General features: G+C 72.2%; 16 protein-coding genes. 10 read left to right on the forward strand and 6 right to left on the reverse strand.

The genetic code is table 11. The features are described from left to right. Positions 1 to 61: 61 nt before the first annotated feature. Entirely contained in the window at positions 62 to 712 is a 651-nt protein-coding gene (locus tag WMF42_RS03780; RefSeq protein WP_437690217.1) for a hypothetical protein, read from the reverse strand. A gap of 798 nt (positions 713 to 1510) precedes the next feature. Between WMF42_RS03780 and WMF42_RS03785 the strand changes: the two genes are divergently transcribed. Beyond that, positions 1511 to 1900 (forward strand): hypothetical protein, encoded by a 390-nt coding sequence (locus WMF42_RS03785; protein ID WP_437690219.1) that lies wholly within the window; start codon positions 1511 to 1513, stop codon positions 1898 to 1900. A 128-nt stretch (positions 1901 to 2028) separates the two neighbouring features. Here WMF42_RS03785 and WMF42_RS03790 read toward each other — a convergent pair whose 3' ends face one another. Then, positions 2029 to 3474 carry a sigma 54-interacting transcriptional regulator gene (locus WMF42_RS03790; protein WP_061606312.1) on the reverse strand — a complete coding sequence of 482 codons (1446 nt, stop codon included), beginning with the start codon at positions 3472 to 3474 and terminating at the stop codon, positions 2029 to 2031. Between the two features lie 300 nt (positions 3475 to 3774). On the opposite strand from WMF42_RS03790, the gene WMF42_RS03795 reads away from it, so the two are divergent. Then, a complete protein-coding gene (locus WMF42_RS03795) occupies positions 3775 to 4245 on the forward strand; it encodes a hypothetical protein (RefSeq protein ID WP_061606296.1) in 471 nt (156 codons plus the stop codon). A 204-nt stretch (positions 4246 to 4449) separates the two neighbouring features. Here the strand turns inward: WMF42_RS03795 and WMF42_RS03800 are convergent, their stop codons facing one another. Together WMF42_RS03800 and WMF42_RS03805 are read right to left on the reverse strand one after the other, a co-directional pair. Further along, positions 4450 to 5295, reverse strand: a complete 846-nt coding sequence (locus WMF42_RS03800) for a GFA family protein (RefSeq protein ID WP_437690221.1) — start codon at positions 5293 to 5295, stop codon at positions 4450 to 4452. Positions 5296 to 5443: 148 nt separating this feature from the next. Beyond that, complete coding sequence (locus tag WMF42_RS03805) at positions 5444 to 5818, reverse strand: VOC family protein (protein ID WP_061606298.1); 375 nt, start codon at positions 5816 to 5818, stop codon at positions 5444 to 5446. A 174-nt stretch (positions 5819 to 5992) separates the two neighbouring features. On the opposite strand from WMF42_RS03805, the gene WMF42_RS03810 reads away from it, so the two are divergent. Further along, positions 5993 to 6988: a LysR substrate-binding domain-containing protein gene (locus tag WMF42_RS03810; protein ID WP_437690223.1), complete on the forward strand. Its 996-nt coding sequence runs from the start codon at positions 5993 to 5995 to the stop codon at positions 6986 to 6988. A 91-nt stretch (positions 6989 to 7079) separates the two neighbouring features. Here WMF42_RS03810 and bioA read toward each other — a convergent pair whose 3' ends face one another. After that, entirely contained in the window at positions 7080 to 8378 is a 1299-nt protein-coding gene (gene bioA, locus WMF42_RS03815) for an adenosylmethionine--8-amino-7-oxononanoate transaminase (protein WP_437690225.1), read from the reverse strand. Positions 8379 to 8677: 299 nt separating this feature from the next. Here bioA and WMF42_RS03820 point away from each other — a divergent pair, with 299 nt between their 5' ends. The 7 genes from WMF42_RS03820 (at position 8678) to WMF42_RS03850 (ending at position 15061) form a co-directional block, all read left to right on the forward strand. After that, the gene (locus WMF42_RS03820; RefSeq protein WP_437690227.1) at positions 8678 to 9529 is read left to right on the forward strand and encodes an alpha/beta fold hydrolase; all 852 of its coding nucleotides are present in this window, start codon (positions 8678 to 8680) and stop codon (positions 9527 to 9529) included. Positions 9530 to 9631: 102 nt separating this feature from the next. After that, complete coding sequence (locus WMF42_RS03825) at positions 9632 to 10390, forward strand: RNA polymerase sigma factor (RefSeq protein ID WP_437690229.1); 759 nt, start codon at positions 9632 to 9634, stop codon at positions 10388 to 10390. 6 nt (positions 10391 to 10396) lie between these two features. Beyond that, a complete protein-coding gene (locus WMF42_RS03830) occupies positions 10397 to 10639 on the forward strand; it encodes an anti-sigma factor family protein (protein WP_434045557.1) in 243 nt (80 codons plus the stop codon). A 15-nt stretch (positions 10640 to 10654) separates the two neighbouring features. After that, positions 10655 to 10891 (forward strand): DUF433 domain-containing protein, encoded by a 237-nt coding sequence (locus WMF42_RS03835; protein ID WP_437690231.1) that lies wholly within the window; start codon positions 10655 to 10657, stop codon positions 10889 to 10891. A 1049-nt stretch (positions 10892 to 11940) separates the two neighbouring features. Next, complete coding sequence (locus WMF42_RS03840; RefSeq protein ID WP_061606308.1) at positions 11941 to 12672, forward strand: CPBP family intramembrane glutamic endopeptidase; 732 nt, start codon at positions 11941 to 11943, stop codon at positions 12670 to 12672. An 18-nt stretch (positions 12673 to 12690) separates the two neighbouring features. Continuing rightward, positions 12691 to 14184 (forward strand): B12-binding domain-containing radical SAM protein, encoded by a 1494-nt coding sequence (locus tag WMF42_RS03845; protein WP_061606309.1) that lies wholly within the window; start codon positions 12691 to 12693, stop codon positions 14182 to 14184. Between the two features lie 40 nt (positions 14185 to 14224). Continuing rightward, positions 14225 to 15061, forward strand: coding sequence for an acyl-CoA desaturase (locus WMF42_RS03850; protein ID WP_061606310.1), 837 nt, complete (start codon positions 14225 to 14227; stop codon positions 15059 to 15061). 81 nt (positions 15062 to 15142) lie between these two features. Here the strand turns inward: WMF42_RS03850 and WMF42_RS03855 are convergent, their stop codons facing one another. Beyond that, positions 15143 to 17209, reverse strand: coding sequence for a DEAD/DEAH box helicase (locus WMF42_RS03855; RefSeq protein WP_437690234.1), 2067 nt, complete (start codon positions 17207 to 17209; stop codon positions 15143 to 15145). Positions 17210 to 17249 lie beyond the last annotated feature (40 nt).

Below are 17249 nucleotides of genomic sequence, written 5' to 3' on the forward strand. Positions count from 1 at the left end.
CGGCGCAGGAGGCCAGTCCGGGCGCGCCTCAGGCGGCTTCAGGCGCGCGGGCAGCTCACGCCTACCGCGTGATGCAATGGTAGTGGTACCAGGTGGCCTGAGGGTCGATCTGCCTCGGATCGGTCGACGGGTCGTCGCCAGCGAACACCTGCGTGAAGGCCAGCTTGCTCGGGGTCTTCTGGAAGATCAGCCCGTTGATGGGCTGCTTCATCTTGTACCAGGTCATGCTGAGCAGCTCGTCGGCGCTCCCGCGCTCCACGAGCAGGCCGATCCGGTGTGTTGTCGGCTGATCCGGATCGACAGCCCAGTAGAGCGCGCTGTTCGGCGACTCGGGCACGTAGACGCCCTGAGCCCACTGCTGCGACGACACCTCCTGGGCCGTCGCGATGACGCTGCCCCCGGAGAGCCAGTCCTGGAGCTCCCCGGGGTACCCCGGCGTTCCCGGGCGGTTCGTGAACCCGACCGAGACCAGGGTCATCAAGGACGTCTTCAGGGGCCTGACCCTCGACCAGTACTCGACCTTGGCCGCGTAGTTGGGGGGAGGGTTCGAGCCCGTCACCGCCACCTGGAGGAGCGATACATTGGTCCTTGGATCGAGGAAGCGAAGCTTCGAGTCGACCGGGATCTGCGTCTGGATCGGCACCTCCGTGCCGTCCGGCACGAGGTCTCCGATGGTGTTCTCCGGCTCGCCGCTGTCCGATTCATCGCTCATGTCGAGATCATCTCCCTGATCGGTTGGGTGCACGTCCGGGATGATGACCGGTCCTTCGTCCACCCGGCATTCATCCTGCGGACAGCCGGACAGCTCCGCGCCTGACGCCCACGCGTTCGCCGGCAGGAGGTCCTGCGCGGCCATCTCTCCTGCGGGCGCCGCGACACAACCAACGAGCAACGAGACGGCCACCGAAGAAAACAATGCACGTACCATGGAGGGCTTCCTTTCGAGGGTTGCCTGCGCGCTCTCCTGCCGTGTCGGCGGCGGCTGCGCGCGGCGACCGGGGCTTTGCAGGCGCTGTGCCACGTGAGGATACGGGGATCGAGGCCGGATCCAGGGCGTGATCGCGCCGCGGCGCCGCGGTTCGAGTGTCCCCCGCGCGGGTTGAGCAGGACCTGCGCAAGCGCGGCGTGCGGTCCTGCGCGAGCCGTCGAGCGCCGATGCGCCGCGCTTCCAGCGCGCGGCGCGCTGGTCGGGGACGGCGCACCGCCGGGGCGCGCGCGGCCCGGAGCGCGGTCGGGGTAGACGTCGTGCGTCGGGCGCGACGGCGAGCTGCGGGTGCCCGCACTGCAATTCTTTACCCGCCGACGAGGGCGATGGACCGCCGCGCGGCGCGCGACCTATGCATTGCGGGCGCGAGCCAAGGTGTGATATGTGTCGCCTATGAAGGTTGGGGGAAGCTTTCTCATCACAGTCACCGCGCTCCTCGCCTGTGGGTGCGCGTCCTCCTCACCGCTGTCTCCCTCGACGCCGGAAGGCCTGGGGGAGCGCTCGTCCTCGATGGGCGGGTCCGATATGGCCGCTGGTGCGCCGGCTCCGGCCGCGGCCGCGCCGGCCCCTGCTCGTCCCCGGGCCCGCAGCTACCCGAAGGAGGAGCTGCAGCGGGTGGCCCGCGTCGCGTCCGCGCGCTGCAAGAAGGCGAATGCGCCCTCGGACTCGGCGTGTCTCCTCAACGAGGCGGCCCCGTTCCTCAAGTTCCGGCCCGAGGATCCGGATTGCCGTTACGTGTCCGGGACGGCGATCTCTGTGGCCGAGTGCTCCGATTTCAATGAGGGGTGCCAGAGCGTGGATCCGAAGGATCTCGATCATCAGATCGAGGCCCTGCAGAGCGCCGGCAAGGATTGCAATCGCGAGCCGACCGACTACGAGCGCGAAGAGCTGCTGAGGCTCCTCGGCTCGAATTGACGCCGCGGGCGCGGCGGCTCAGCCCTGCGCGAAGGCGAGCAGGTCGCGGCTGAGCCGTTCGCGGTGGGTGACGAAGAGCCCGTGCGGCGCGCCTCGTACACGACGAGGCGGCTCCCCGGGACTCCGGGTCAGTCGTTGCTCTTGCGCTTGCGCGGCCGCGGGATGCCGTAGGCGTCCAGCCGGGCCACGAAGGTGCGGCGGGGCATGCCGAGGAGCGCTGCGGCCTGCGTCTGGTTGCCCGCGCACTGCTCCAGCGCGTCGACGATCCGGCGCCGCTCGATCGCGTCGAGCTCGCGCCGCAGGTCGCCCGCGCTCTGGCCCGACCGCGCGGCGCCAGCGTCCTCGTCCGCCCTGGCGGTCGCCGCGGCGGGCGCGAGGCTCGTGTCCAGGGTCGGCGCCAGGGGAGCCGCCGCGGGGGGCGTGGCGGCCGCGTCGAGCAGGAGGTGCTCCGGGAGCACCGTGTCGCCGCCGGAGAGCACCACCGCGCGCTCGATGACGTTGCGCAGCTCGCGGATGTTGCCGGGCCAGGGGTGCGCCTCCAGGGCGGCGATCGTCTCGGGGGCGAACGCCGGCGCCCGGCGCCCGAGCGCGCCGGCGGTCCGCTCGGCGATCGCGCGCGCGAGCGGCGCGATCTCGGCGACGCGCGCCCGGAGCGGCGGGAGGGTCAGCGCGATGCCGTTCAGCCGGAAGAACAGGTCTTCGCGGAAGGCGCCGCGCTTGACCTCGGCGGCGAGGTCGCGGTTCGTTGCCGAGAGGAAGCGGACGTCGATGGGCCGCGGGCTCAGGCCTCCGACGCGCATCACCTTCCGGTCCTCGAGCACGCGCAGCAGCTTCACCTGGATGGAGGGCGGCAGCTCGCCCACCTCGTCGAGCAGCACGGTGCCCTTCTCGGCTGTCTCGAGCAGGCCGGGCTTCGCCTGGCCGGCGCTCGTGAAGGCGCCCTTCTCGTGGCCGAAGAGCTCGCTCTCCAGGAGCGACTCGGACAGCGCCGCGCAGTTGAGCCGCAGGAACGGCCCCTGCGCGCGCGGCGACCGCCGGTGGATGTGCTCGGCCAGCACCTCCTTGCCGGCGCCCGTCTCGCCGAGCAGGAGCACGGTGATCGGCGAGCCCGCCACGCGCTCGGCGAGCGCGTAGAGCTTCTGCATGGCCGGGTCGATCACGATGGGCTCGCCCGGCCCCTGGCCCGGCGCCGCGCTCGTCGCGCCCTCGCGCGGCACGATCACGATGAGCGCCGAGCCGAGGTTGACCGCGTCGCCCACGGAGAGCTCCATGGTCTTGCCCGGCTCGAGCTGGAGCTCGAGCAGCTTGGTCGTCGGCCCGGCGCTGCGCTCGCGGCGCAGGCGGGTGCCGTTGGCGCTCCCGAGGTCCTCGATCGCGATCCGCGGGCCGAGGTGGATGATCGCGTGCCGGCGCGAGACGGAGCTGTCGTCGATCGGGACGTCGTTCTCCTTCGAGCGGCCGAGCGACACCCGCCCCTCGGCCGGCAGCGGGTGCCGGGTCACGCGGCCCCCGGCGAACACCGTGAGCTCCAGGGCGGTGGGCGCGCCGCTCCGCGCATCGTTTCGGTTGGACATCGCGCCAGCCACGTCTCTCTCCTTGCTCACTGGGGCTCGTTCTACCTCGCCGCGCGGCCGGCGGGGCAGGTGTGGGCGCGACGCCTGTCGCCCTTGTCAGCGCGGTCACGGCGGCGGTGGGCGCCGGGGGGATCGGCCAGGCGGTGGTGGTGGGCGCCGGGGGGATCGGCGGCATCGGAGCGGCGCATACGCATCAGGCTGCCAGGATACCCGAACCCGCGCGCCGGGGCTGGCTTGCGGGAGCCGGAGGGGGGCGCGCTGGATTGCGGGGGCCGGAGCGGGCGTGGTACGTGTCGCTGCATGAGGCCCGAGGGATCTTCCTTGCTCGTCCTCGTCGTCGCGTGCGCCTTCCTCGCGTGCGCGTGCTCCGAAGCGGCGCAGCCCGCCGCGGGCCCGCGGACCGCCGGCGACGCGATCGCGCAGCCCGCTCCCCCTCGGGTCCGCACGTACCCGGCCGCCGACCTGGAGCGGATGGCGCGCATCGCCGCCGCGCGCTGCAAGAAGGCGAACACGCCGTCGGACGCCGCGTGCCTCGTGGACCACGCCTCCACCTTCCTGAGGTACCCGCCCGAGGACCCCGATTGCCGCTACGTCGCGGGGACCGCGCTCTCCGTCGCCGAGTGCTCGGAGTTCGAGGAGGGCTGCCTGAGCGTGGACCCCGGGGATCTCGTCCGCCAGCTCGACGCCCTGCAGGGCGTCGGCAAGGACTGCCAGCGCGACCCGACCGACGTCGAGCGGGCCGCGGTGCTGAAGCTCGCGGGCGCGAAGTGACGGGCTGAGTGCTCGGGTTCACGAGAGAGACAAGGAACCACAGAGGCACAGAGGGCACAGAGGCGAGAGAGGAGAGAACTGATGATTCATCTCTCTGACTCTCTTTCTCTCCTCTGTGCCCTCTGTGCCTCTGTGGTTCAAATTCTCTCCTCCGCGGCGCATTGCGTCGCGCGGGACGAACCGTGATAGCCTCGCTCTTCGTCGTCAGGCCTGGGGCGGGAGCTCGGCGTATTGCGGCAGGTCGCCCGTGATCGGGAACCAGCTCGCCCTGGAGGCGGTGAAAATGTGGGCTTCAGGGCGGACGCCGGGATCGGTGTCGAGCGTGCCCGCGGGCACCACGGCGAAGCCGTGCTCGGGCGACAGCCGCGGCGCCGCGCCGCCGCAGCGCGTGCAGAACGCCACGGTGAAGCGCCGCGCCTCGGGCACCCTGTAGCTCGCGACCTGCGCGTCACCGCGGACCCATCGGAACGTGTCCAGGGCGACGAAGACGTTGGTCGCGTGCGCGGCGCTGCGCCCGCGGCGGCAGCGCGAGCAGTGGCAGTTCATCATGCGGAGGGGCGCGCCGTCGAGCTCGAAGGCGACGTCGCCGCACAGGCAGCTCCCCTGGGTGACGCCCTCTCTGGGCGGGACCGCGGGGCGCGAGACGACCGGCGCCTGGCTCGGGGGCGGCCACTCCTCGAACTGCGGCAGGGAATCCGTGATCGTGTACCAGGGGGCCTTGAAGCGGACGAACTGGTGAAACTCTGGCGCGATGCCGAGATCGCCCTCGAGGCTGCCGGCATGGACAAGGGCGAACTGCCGCTCGGGGGCGAGCAGCGGCGTGGCCGAGCCGCACGTGGTGCAGAAGGAGCGATGACGGCTCGCGCACGACGCGCGGATGGCGTGCTCGCCGGCGAGCCAGCGAAAGCCCGAGAGCGGCGCGACAGCGGCCGTGGCGAACGCCGAGCCGTGGAACTTGCGGCACATCGAGCAGTGGCAGTGCAGCATGGCATGGAACGGACCGTCGATCTCGTAGCGGACCGTTCCGCATAGACACGCGCCCTTGGTCATGGTCGTACCTCCCGTGGTCGTGCTCGAACCGTGTGCGCCGGAGCGATGACCCGGGCGCACATTAGCACGCCCCACGAACATGATGATCGGCCAGGCGGCCACGCGCTCGGCGAGCGCGTCCGAGGCGACGTGCCCGGCGGAGGAGCCCTCAACGGGCAGGCTGCCAGAGCTCGATGGGGTTGCCGGACGGGTCATCGAGCAGAATCTGGGAGCCACCGACTCCGCTCACGATGTCGTTGCGGAACCGCAGCCCGGCCGCGCGGAGCCGGGCCACCTCGGCGGCGAGATCGGCCACGGGCAGCTGAATGCGGTTCCAGCCGCCGGGGACAGGCTGGCGCCCGTCGGGCATCGGTCGCGCGCCGGAGCTGGCCTTGCCGCTGAGCAGGAGCCGCAGGTCGCTGCGGGTGACGGCGGCGAACGCGGGACGGGCGTCCGATTCGAGCGCGAAGCCGAGGTGAGTCGTGTAGAAGGCAATGGCGGTGTCGACGTCGTCGACCATGTAGCGGACGCTGACCGTGCTCATGGGCCTCATTTCTTCTCGCGGTGACGTGCCTGATGAGGCGGCGCAGCCGGACAGCAACGTCAGCCACAGGACCGACAGGGCCCTGGACGCCGTCCTGGCGAGCGCTGATCTTCCGTTGAAGTACATGGGATTGCGCGTTCTCCGTTCCTCGATGGACACGATACGCGCGCGCGCGTGGATGACCAGCCGGAGCGCGGGCAAAGCATTGTCAACCACAGGTTAACGACCTATCCTCGCCGCGTGGACCTCTTCTCCGGCGTACTGCCGTTCGTCTGCGTGGCGGAGGCGGGGGGGTTCCGCGCCGCGGCCGCGCGCCTCGGGGTCACGGCCGCCGCCGTGAGCAAGTCCGTGGCCAGGCTGGAGGCCGAGCTCGGGGTCGTGCTCCTGGAGCGCACGTCGCGCCATGTGGCGCTCACGCCTGAGGGCGCCGTGTTCCTCGAGCGCTGTCGTGCGGCCATCGCGCAGCTAAAGGCGGGGCGAGAGCAGGTCGCCGGGGCACAGAGAGAGCCGCACGGCACCTTGCGCGTGACCTTACCGCCGATGCTCGGTCGAAGCGTCCTGCCGGTCGTCGCGCGGCTGTCGGCGCGTTACCCGCGGCTGGCGATCCGGCTCATCGCCACGAATCGCCTCCTGCCGCTCGCGCAGGAGGAGATCGACGTCGCGCTGCGCATGGGATCGCTCGAGAGCTCATCCCTCGTCGCGCGCGCTCTGCGCACGCCGCGCTGGATCACCGTCGCCGCGCCTGCCTACCTCGCGAGCCGGGGGGTCCCGACCTCGCCGGCCGACCTCGCGCGGCACGAGTGCATCAAGTTCGTGCTGCGCGGCAAGGTCGTCGATTGGCGCTTTCGTGCGGGCGATGGCGGCGTCGACGTTGCGACGCCCTCGCGCATCGTGCTCGATCAAGGCGATCTGCTCATGGACGCGGTGGTGCAGGCGATCGGGGTGGCGCAAGTCCTCGATTTCATGGCCGCTCCGCTGCTCGAAGCGGGGCTCATCGTGGAGGTGCTGGCGCCGTTCGCGACCGAGGGACCACCGCTGCACGCGCTCACGCCGGCGCGCCGGGCGTCCGTCCCGCGCGTGCGTGTCTTCCTCGAGGCGCTCGGCGACGCGCTCGGCCGCGGTGGTCACGGCCCTCGTAGCTCGCCGAAGATCCGCGCCCCGGCGGGCTAGTTCCTGGCGCGATTCCTGACGCACGGAGCTGGTGACGCCGTCTGTGGTGAGCCTCTTCCGTGCTGGCTTCGTCGGGATCTGCGCGCGCGGCTCAGAGCTCGGACACCACGCTCACGATCGCCCCGGTGATGCGCGACAGGTCTCCTGGCTCGATGATGTACGGCGGCATGGTGTAGACCAGCTTCCCGAACGGCCGCAGCCACACGCCGCGCTCGACGAACGCCGGCTGCACGCGCGCCATGTCGACGGGCTGCTTGAGCTCGACGACGCCGATGGCGCCGAGCACGCGGACGTCGGCGACCGCGTCGAGCGCGCGGCAGGGGGCGAGCTCGCGGCGGAGCTGCGCCTCGATGGCCGAGACGCGCGCGCGCCACGGCGAGTTGAGGAGCAGGCGGATGCTGGCCAGCGCGGCGCTGCAGGCGAGCGGATTGCCCATGTACGTCGGGCCGTGCATGAACGCGCCCGGCGCGTTGCCGGCGATCGTCTCGGCCACGCGCTCAGTGCAGAGCGCGGCGGCCAGGGTCATGGTGCCGCCGGTGAGGGCCTTGCCGAGGCACATGATGTCCGGCGCGACGCCCGCGTGCTGGCAGGCGAACAGCTCCCCGGTGCGGCCGAAGTTGGTCGCGATCTCGTCGAGGATGAGCAGCACGCCGTGACGGTCGCAGAGCGCGCGCAGCTCGCGCAGGTACTGCGGGTGGTAAAAGCGCATCCCGCCGGCGTTCTGCGCGATCGGCTCGAGGATGACGGCCGCTACCTCGTGCGCGTGCTGCTCGAGCAGCGCGGCCATGCTGCCCACGGCGTCCGGCGACCAGGGCGCGTCGAACGCCGGTCCGGGCGCCGGCGCAAAGAGGTGCTGCGCGAGCGCGCCGCGGAAGAGGTGGTGCATGCCGCCCACGGGATCGGTGACAGCCATCGCGCCGAACGTGTCGCCGTGGTAGCCGCCGAGCACGCTGATCAGGCGGCGCTTCTCGGGCCGCCCCTGCGCCAGGAAGAACTGCAGGGCGAGCTTGATGGCCACCTCGACCGACACGGATCCGGAGTCGGCGAGGAAGACGCGCGTCAGCGGCTCGGGGGTGATCGCCACGAGCGTCTCGCACAGCGCGACCGCGGGCTCGTGGGTGAGCCCCCCGAACATGACGTGGCTCATCCGCCCGAGCTGGTCGCGGACGGCCGCCATCAGCGCCGGGTGCGCGTAGCCGTGGATGGCGGCCCACCAGGACGACATGCCGTCGACGAGCTCGCGCCCGTCGGTCAGCGTGAGGCGGACGCCCTCGGCGCGCTCGACGGCGAAGAGTGGCGCGCTCGAGATGGGGGCAGCGTAGGGGTGGATGACGCAGCGCCTGTCGCGCGCGACGAGATCGTCTCGACTGGCCACGGAGCTCTCGGGCATCGCGACGCGTCTAGCCCAGAACGCGCAGCGCCACCAGGCTCCGGCGGGCGCGCCGTCGCCGTGCCCGGCAGGGCCTGGTGGGCCCGGCTGCCGCGCGGGAGGAGAGGCCGCGGCCCCCTCGGTACGATTTCGCGAACGGGCCGTAACGTTCGGGCCCCCTCCGAGACTGTGCTCGTAGCGGGATGAGCCGCCGCGGCGCCGGGAACACGCCCAGGCGCAAGGGCGCGCGTGTCCGTCGCACGAAGAAACACCGATGACGTCGCGCTCGAGGAGAGCCTGGCGACGATGAGGAGACATCCATGAACGGTCTGCTTCGCAGTGTCCTGCGGTTTGGCGCCATGATCTCGGCCGCGGCGCTCGTGTCGTCCGCGCTGCCCGGCTGCGGGGACGCGGGCGCGGACGGCGGGGAGGGGGGCGACGGCGCCCAGGGGTCCGAAAGGAACACGTATGTCCTTGTCCACGGCGCCTTCGTTGGCGGCTGGGCGTGGGACAAGGTGGTGCCGCTCCTCGAGGCGGGCGGAAACGAGGTGATCGCCCTCGATCTCCCCGCGCACGGCGACGACCAGACGCCGCTCGCGGACGCCAGCCTGCAGGCCTATACGGATGCCGTCGTCGAGGCCATCGACGGCGCCTCGCGCCCGGTGGTCCTCGTCGGCCACAGCATGGGCGGCACCGTGGTGAGCCAGGCGGCCGAGGCGCGGCCCGACAAGGTGAAGACGCTCGTCTATCTGACAGCGTTCCTGATGAAGGACGGTCAGTCGCTGAACGAGGAGTGGGCCGACGATGACGGGGCGGAGATCAAGGCGTACGCCGTCCCGTCGAGCGACGGCACCTCGCTCTCGTTCAAGGAGGGGTGGGCGGAGAACGCCTTCTGCCAGGACTGCTCTCCGGACGACATCGCGCGGCTCGAGAGCCACCTGCGCGAGGAGCCCGCGAAGCCGTTCGCCGAGCCCATTCACGTCACGGAGGAGCGGTGGGGGCGGGTCCCCCGGGTGTACATCGAGGCGCTCAAGGATCTCGCCATCAGCCCTGCCGAGCAGAAGCAGCAGCACACGGCCTCGCCCTGCGAGAAGGTCCTCTCGATCGACGCCGGCCACGCTCCCTTCCTGACGAAGCCGAACGAGCTCGCGGAGGTGCTGCGATCGCTGTGACCCGGGCGGCGTCCGCTGCCCTCCCTCCACCACGGGGCATGCCACCACCACGGGGCGCGCCGCCCCGGCGTCGATTGATGCGCCCCCGGGCGGCGTGATACCGTGCTCTGCGTGTCCCACGACGGCTCGACCGGCGCCGGCGCCGACGGCACAGCGGCCGCGCTGGCGTCGACGGCGAGGCGCGCGCCGGCCGACACAGGCCCGCTGCTCGCCGCGGGCGCGCCGGACGGCGTTGCTTCCTCGGATGTGCCCGCGGACGACGTCGCGCTCGTCCGCCGGCTGCTCGCGGGGGACGAGCAGGCCTTCGAGCGGCTCGTGACCCAGCTCCACACGCCCATGCTCCGGCTGGCCCGGACCCTCGCCGGCCCCGCCGGCGCGCAGGAGATCGTCCAGGAGACCTGGGCGGCGGTCTTCGACGGGCTCGTGCGCTTCGAGGGGCGCTCCTCGCTGAAGACATGGGTGTTCAGGATCCTGACGAACCGCGCCAGGACGTGGGGCACGCGAGAGAAGCGCACGGTGCCTGTCTCCTGGCTGGAGGACGGGGATCAGGGCAGCGAGCCGGCGGTCGATCCGGCCCGCTTCGACGGCACGGGCGACTGGGTGAATCCGCCCGCTCCGTGGACGGAGCAGAGCCCGGAGGGTCTCTTGCTGCGCAAGGAGATCGGCGCCGTGCTCCAGCGGGAGCTCGAGGCCCTGGTGCCTGGACAGCGCGCGGTTGTCCAGTTGCGGGATGTGGAGGGGTGTCCCTCCGACGAGGTCTGCGAGATCCTCGGCATCAGCGAGGCGAACCAGAGGGTGCTCCTGCACCGTGGCCGATCGAAGCTCAGGGCCGCGCTGGAGCGCTACCTGACGAGGGGGTGAGCGCGCATGGTCGTCACGTGCTGTCAGTTGACGGAGATGATCACCGACAGGAGAGAGGGGGCGCTCTCCTCGGAGCAAGAGGCGGGCTGCGCGCAGCACCTCGCGTGGTGTGACCGGTGTCGCACGTACCTGCGGCAGATGGATCTGACGATCGACGCGCTGAAGGGGATCCCGGGCGAGCCGCTGCACGACGAGGTCCGCGCCGCGCTGTTCGCCCAGTTCCAGAGGCGGAAGACCACCGCCGATTGAGGTGAGCTTCCCGGCATGCTGACGGAGCTGCTGGCAAGGATCACGCACGACCCCGCCGTGATGGGGGGCCGGCCCTGCATTCGAGGGATGAAGGTGACGGTGGGCACCATCGTGGGGCTGCTGACTGCGGGGCACCCGATCGAGAAGGTGCTCGAGCTCTATCCCTACCTCGAGAGGGATGACGTGATGGCGGCGCTCTCCTATGCGGCATGGCGCGCCGAGGAGGTCGAGCTCCCGCTGAAGGCATCATGAAGGTTCTGGTGGACATGAACCTCTCGCCGACCTGGGCATCGTTCCTGAGGGGCGAGGGGATAGAGGCCGTTCACTGGTCTTCAATCGGCGATCCTCGAGCATAGGGACGAGCTCGACCGAGGTGCGATTGTCACCCTCGACGGGACAACGTCACGGGTCAGGATCCTGCCGATTCGACGAGCGAAGGAGGATCCTGGTTAGCACCGTCGCCTCGGAGACCCTTCCGGGGGTCCGTGCCCGTCTCCCGTCCCGCGTCTCCCGTCTCCCGTCTCCCGGCCCGCGTCTCCGTGCGCGTCTTTCGTGCGCGTGCGCGTGCGCGTTCCCGATCCATCCCTTCTCCCGTCACCGTGAGACGTAGAGCGGAACACCGAGGACGGGAACGCGCACGCGCACGCGCACGCGCACGAAAGACGGGAGACGCGGGCCGGGAGACGGGAGACGGAGGACGTGAGAGCGCGGCGCTGCGGGCAGGGACACGGAGAAGGTCGCCAGGGACACGGAGAAGGTCGCCAGGGACACGGAGAAGGTCGCCAGGGACATGAGCCGACGCGCCAGGGACACGGAGAAGGTCGCCAGGGACACGGATACTGCCTCCAGGGACACGTGACAGGACCGAGCGTGACCGACAGGATTGTCGCCAGGGACACGGAAGTCGCTGCCAGGGATGAGAGGCGACCTGTCAGGGACACGGAGGCCGCCGCCAGGGACATGAGGCGACGCGCCAGGGACACCCCGGCGCGCCTTCGCCTGTCCCTGGCGGCTCCCACATCAGGCCGACCGCGGGTGTGGGCAAGTCCCACAGGGGCTCCCGCCGCGTCGGCAGCGCCGCCGGCGCATCCAGGAGCCTCCACCGCCCTCACGGACAGAGGGGGGACCTCCGTCCGGGTTGCGCCGTGTTCGCTCAATCGGCGCTGTCCCCGCGCAAAGAGCCCGCAGGAGAAAGGTAATCCGCGCCGCCCCCTGCTCCCTTGCGCGCAGCGGATCTCCCGCCCACGCCGCGCGCCGTTCGCGGGAAGTCTCATGGCATGTCGACTGCTCAGAGCGCCGGTATGACCATGAACGCTCCCGCGCTCACCGCGCCCGAGGCGCGCGCGCGCAGCCTCGATCCCGCCGGCGGGGCCGCCGCGCCCGATCTCCGCAGTGAGATATTCTCCTTCATCGGCCTCGCCGCGGCGCTGCTCCTCATGTCGCGCGTGGTCCAGCAAACGGTGGTCCCGGGCCTGCCCCCGGCGCGGCACATGGCGTATTCTTGGGGACTTCTGCTCGTCCTCCTCGTCCCCGTGGCGTGGTACGTGCGTCGCCAGCCGCTGCCGCTCGCGCGGATGGGCGTGACCACGACCGGTATGCGCCGCAGCCTCGCGGAGTCGCTGGTCGTCGCGCTCGCCCTCACGGCCGCCTGCTTCGCGCTGCGGATCGGCGCGTGGACCCGCGGAGAGCCCCTCGTCACCTGGGGATCGATCGCCGGTTACGACGCGACCTGGAGAGCGCTCTTCTTCGCCCTCTACGCGCCCCACTGCCTGCTCCAGGAGTTCGTGGCGCGCGGCGTGATCCAGACCTCCCTGGAGCGCTTCCTGCCGCGCTCGGGCCGGGCCGTCCACCTCGCGCTCGCCTCGGCGTTCTTCGGCGTCTACCACCTCCATGTCTCGCTCGGCTTCGCCTTCCTCACCTTCGCCATCGGCCTTCTCTTCGGCGCGCTCTACGCGCGGCACCGCACCCTGGTCGGGGTGACCCTTGCGCACGCCGCCCTGGGCCTCGCGAGCGTCGCCGTCGGCCTCAACTGAACCGGGAGCCCCCCCTCGATGCGCATCGCGATCATCTCGACCTACACGCACCCGAGCCGCCTTCACCGCAAGGAGCGCTCGATCATGCAGTCCTCGGTGCCCGAGCTCATCGCGGCCCTGTGCCCGCCCGGCGCCGAGATCGAGCTCTACAACGAGAAAGAGGCGGAGATCCCCCTCGATCGCGATTGGGACCTCGTGTTCTTCTCGTACCTGCACGCCTATTACGAGCACACCAAGGTGCTCTCCGCGCTGTTCCGGCGGCGGGGCATGACCACCGTGGCCGGCGGCCGGCACGCGAGCCACTTCCGCGAGGACGCGCTCCAGCACTTCGACGCGGTGATCGCGGGCGAGCCGGAGTCGAACGTCCCGGCCCTCCTCGCGGACTTCCAGCGGCGCGAGCTCCAGCCCGTCTACGCGCTCCCGCCGGTGCCGCCCGACCGTATCCCCACCTACCGCTACGATCTCATCGATTACAGGAACAACGTCGTTCGCCTGCCGGGCATCGAGGCGTCGCGCGGCTGCCCCTTCTCGTGCAACTTCTGCGTGCTGACCGGGCACGAGCAGTACCGCTATCGACCCGTCGATCACGTGATCCGGGACATCCGCGAACGGATGACCTTCAACCAGCGCATTCCGGGGGTGACCGGAGATTCGTTCGCCTTCCTCGACAACAACCTCGGGGGCTCGCCGCGCTACCTGCGGGAGCTCTGCGAGGCGCTGATGCCGCTCAAGAAGATCTGGGGCTGCGCGCTCACCTTCAACGTGCTGCGCGATCCGGAGCTTGTCCGCCTCATGGGGCGCGCGGGGTGCCGTTACGCCTACACCGGGCTGGAGTCGCTGAACCCCGAGTCGATCAGCGCGATGAACAAGGGCCAGAACAAGCTGAGCGAGGTGCGCGAGGTCCTGCAGGGGGCGTCCGCGAGCGGGATCGTCCTCTCCTTCGGGCTGCTCGTGGGCGCGGACGGGGACACCAACGAGTACCTCGCGCGGGTGCCCGAGTACCTCCACGACCTCGGGGATCACTGCCCGACCTTCCTCGGGATCGTCTGCCCCTACCCGGAGACGCCCTTCTTCGCGCAGGTGGCGGCCGAGGGCCGGCTCCTGCCCGGGGTGACGAGCCGGGATCTCGACGGGTACACCCTCTGTCACCGCCCGACCAGGCTGCACCCCTCCGAGACGATCGAGCACTTCCAGCGCCTGAGCCGCGCCCTGGGGAGCCTGCCCAGCGTGGGCCGCCACCTGTGGAGCCGGCTGATGACGAGCGATCTGCCCCGCTACAAGGCGTGCGTCGTGATGTCGGCGCCCGAGGTGCTGAGCCTGCGCGCGCCGCTCGCCAACCGCGCGCGCAGCTACATCGCCGGGCGCGACCCGATCGAGGCGTGGGACGCGGCGAGGATGCGGGAGCTCGACCTCGAGCCGCAGCGCATCGACGCCTCGTCCTGCCGGGCGGATCCACGGGGGCTGGCGCGGATCCGGTTGCGGCGGGCGAGCGGCTCCGTGGTGGCCGCGTGACGTGGCGCCGCGGCGGGCGGGGCAGGGGAGGAGGGCTGCGATGAAGGGCCGCGCGAACGGCGCCGCGATCGCCTACTTCGCCCTGGTGCACGCGCTGGCGGCCCTCGGGCTGATCCTGCCGATCCGGGCGAGCTCCGTCGCCCTCGCGGCCGCGCTGTACGCGGCGCTCCACCTCTCGACCATCGTCGGCCTGCACCGGCTGCTCTCGCACCGCGCGTTCCGGTGCCCGAGGTGGGTCGAGTACGCGCTTGTGTCGGTGGCGATGATCAGCGGGCAGGGCAGCCCGATCGCGTGGGTGGCGACGCACCGGCGGCACCACGCGCACACCGATCGCGAGGGCGACGTGCACTCGCCGCGGCGCGGGCTCTGGTACGCGCACATGGGGTGGATCATCGACGAGGGCTCGACCGACGCCCGCGATCCGGAGAAGTACTGCCGCGATCTGGCCGGCGATCCGTACTACCGGTGGCTGCTCCGGTGGCGCTTCGCGCCGCAGGTGGCGGCGGTGCTGCTCGCGGGGCTCGCGCTGGGCTGGGGCGCGGTGCCGTTCGTGTTCTTCCTGCCGCTCGTGGGCTGGATGCACGCGACCTACCTGGTGAACTCCGTCTGTCACGCGCCCGGCTTCGGCGGCCGCGCGTTCGACACCCGCGACGGGAGCCGCAACGTGGGCTGGGTGGCGGTCCTGACCTTCGGCGAGGGCTGGCACAACAACCACCACGCCTTCCCGCGCGCCGCCCGCTACGGGATGGCGCCAGGGCAGCACGACCTCGCGTTCCTGTTCATCCGGGCGCTCGCGGCGCTGGGGCTCGCCTGGGACCTCCAGCCGGGGCCGGAGGGCCGCGAGGGCGCGCGGGGGCAGGCGGCGGGGGACGGGTGACCTGAGCCAGGATCGGCTGTCGAGCCGCCGGCCGCCTCATCGCCGTGGCGGAGCGAGCGCGGGCGCGCTCCGCCGCGGACCTCAGGTCCGGGGACGACGCCGCGGGGGAGCCAGGCCCGCCGCGCCGCGGGCCTCGGCCGCGCCGTCCCGCGCCTCGACGGCAGCGCCGCGGACCCGGGGCTTGGCGGCGCCGCCGCGCGCCTCGTCGGCCGTGCTGGCGCGCGCACGAACTCCGGCCGCGATGACCCGCGGCCTGGCCTCGTCGGCCGCGCTGCTCCGCGGCCTGGCCTCGTCGGCCGCGATGACCCGCGGTCGGGCGCCGGCCGCGCTGCGCCGCGGCCTGACCTCGTCGTCCGCGCCGCCGCCGCCGCGGGCCTCGCCCGCGCCGCCGCGGGCCTCGTCCTCGCCGCCCCGCGCCTCGCCCGGAGCGTCGTGGTGGTCGCGGCGGACCTGGACCTTGCGGCCCTTGATGCGGGTGGCGCGCAGCGCCTCGATGACGGTGTCCGCCGCGTCGGCCGGGACCTCCACCACGGAGAAGCCGTCGGCGATCTGGATCGCGCCGATGTCGCGCGAGCTCAGCGACGCCTCGTTCGCGATCGCGCCGACGAGATCCGCCGGGCGGATCCCGGCGGTCCGCCCCGCGCCGATGTAGAGCCGCGCGACGTTGCCGTCGGCCTCCCCTCCCTCGCGCCGCGGCCGGGCCTGCGCCTCGCCCGGGCGACCGCGCGCGCCAGGAGGGCCGCGCCGCGCGCGGTCGTCGTAGGCGCGCCCCGGCCCCGGCGGAGGCGGCCGGAACGACGGGATCTCCGCCTCGTCCTCCTGCCGCTCCCCCTCCGTCGCGTGGTGGGCGAGCTTCACCGCCGCGGCGGCGATGTCCATGACGTCGAACTCCTCGGCGAGCTGCTCGACGACGACCCGGAACTGCTCGGCGCCGCCCTCGAGGAGCGCCTCGCGCAGCGAGGCGCGCGTCAGCTCGAGGCGCCGGGCGCGCAGGTCGGCCACGGTCGGGAGGGTGGCGGCCTCGATGCGCTGGCCCGTGAGCCGCTCGACGTTGCGGATCAGGTAGTGCTCGCGCGGCTCCACCAGCGTGATCGCCGCGCCCTCGCGGCCGGCGCGGCCCGTGCGGCCGATGCGGTGGACGTACACCTCGGCGGCGCAGGGGACGTCGTAGTTGATGACGTGCGAGACGTGCTCGATGTCGAGCCCCCGCGCGGCCACGTCGGTCGCGACGAGCAGGTCGGCCGTGCCGGCGCGGAAGCGGGCCATCACGCGGTCGCGGTGCTCCTGCGAGAAGCCGCCGTGGAGCGCCTGGGCGTCGTGGCCGCGCGCGCGCAGCGCCTCGGTCAGCTCGTCGACCTCGTTGCGGGTGCGGCAGAAGATGATCGCCGACGACGGGTCCTCCATGTCGAGCACCCGCGTCAGGGCGGCGGGCTTGTGCGCCCGCGGCACGATGTACGCCGTCTGGCGGACGCGGGGGAGCTCGCCGGGGGCCGCCTTCTCGGCCGCGATCTTGACCCGCACCGGCTCGCGGAGGTGCCGGCCGGCGATCGCGGCGATGCGCGGGGGCAGCGTCGCGGAGAAGAGCACTGTCTGCCGCTCGGCAGGCGTGGCCGAGAGGATCGCCTCCAGCGCCTCGGCGAAGCCCATGTCGAGCATCTCGTCGGCCTCGTCGAGCACGACCGTGCGGATGCCGTCGAGCAGCAGCGTGCCGCGGCCGATGTGGTCGAGCGCGCGGCCCGGCGTGGCCACGACGACGTGCACCCCGCGGCGCAGCGCGCGGAGCTGCTGCCCGAACGGCTGGCCGCCGTAGACCGACAGCACCTGCACGCCGAGGCGGCGGCCGTAACGGTGCATCGCCTCGGCCACCTGCATGGCGAGCTCGCGCGTGGGCACGAGCACGAGGGCCACGGGGCGGCTGGGCGGCTCGCTTCCGATCTCGAGCCCCTGGAGGAGCGGCAGCGCGAAGGCCGCCGTCTTCCCGGTGCCGGTGGCGGCCTGCCCGAGCAGGTCGCGCCCGGTCAGCAGGTGCGGGATCGCCTCGCGCTGGATGGGGGTGGGCTCTTCATAGCCGAGCTCGGTGAGCACGCCGAGGAGCGCAGGGCCGATGCCGAGCGCGGCGAAGCTGACAGACGAAGTGATCGGTTCCACGGGGCTCCCCGTCTCATGGGTTCACGCCGGCGTCATGGCA

This window comes from Sorangium sp. So ce176 (genome assembly GCF_051519835.1).
GTDB classification, from domain to species: domain Bacteria; phylum Myxococcota_A; class Polyangia; order Polyangiales; family Polyangiaceae; genus Sorangium; species Sorangium cellulosum_G.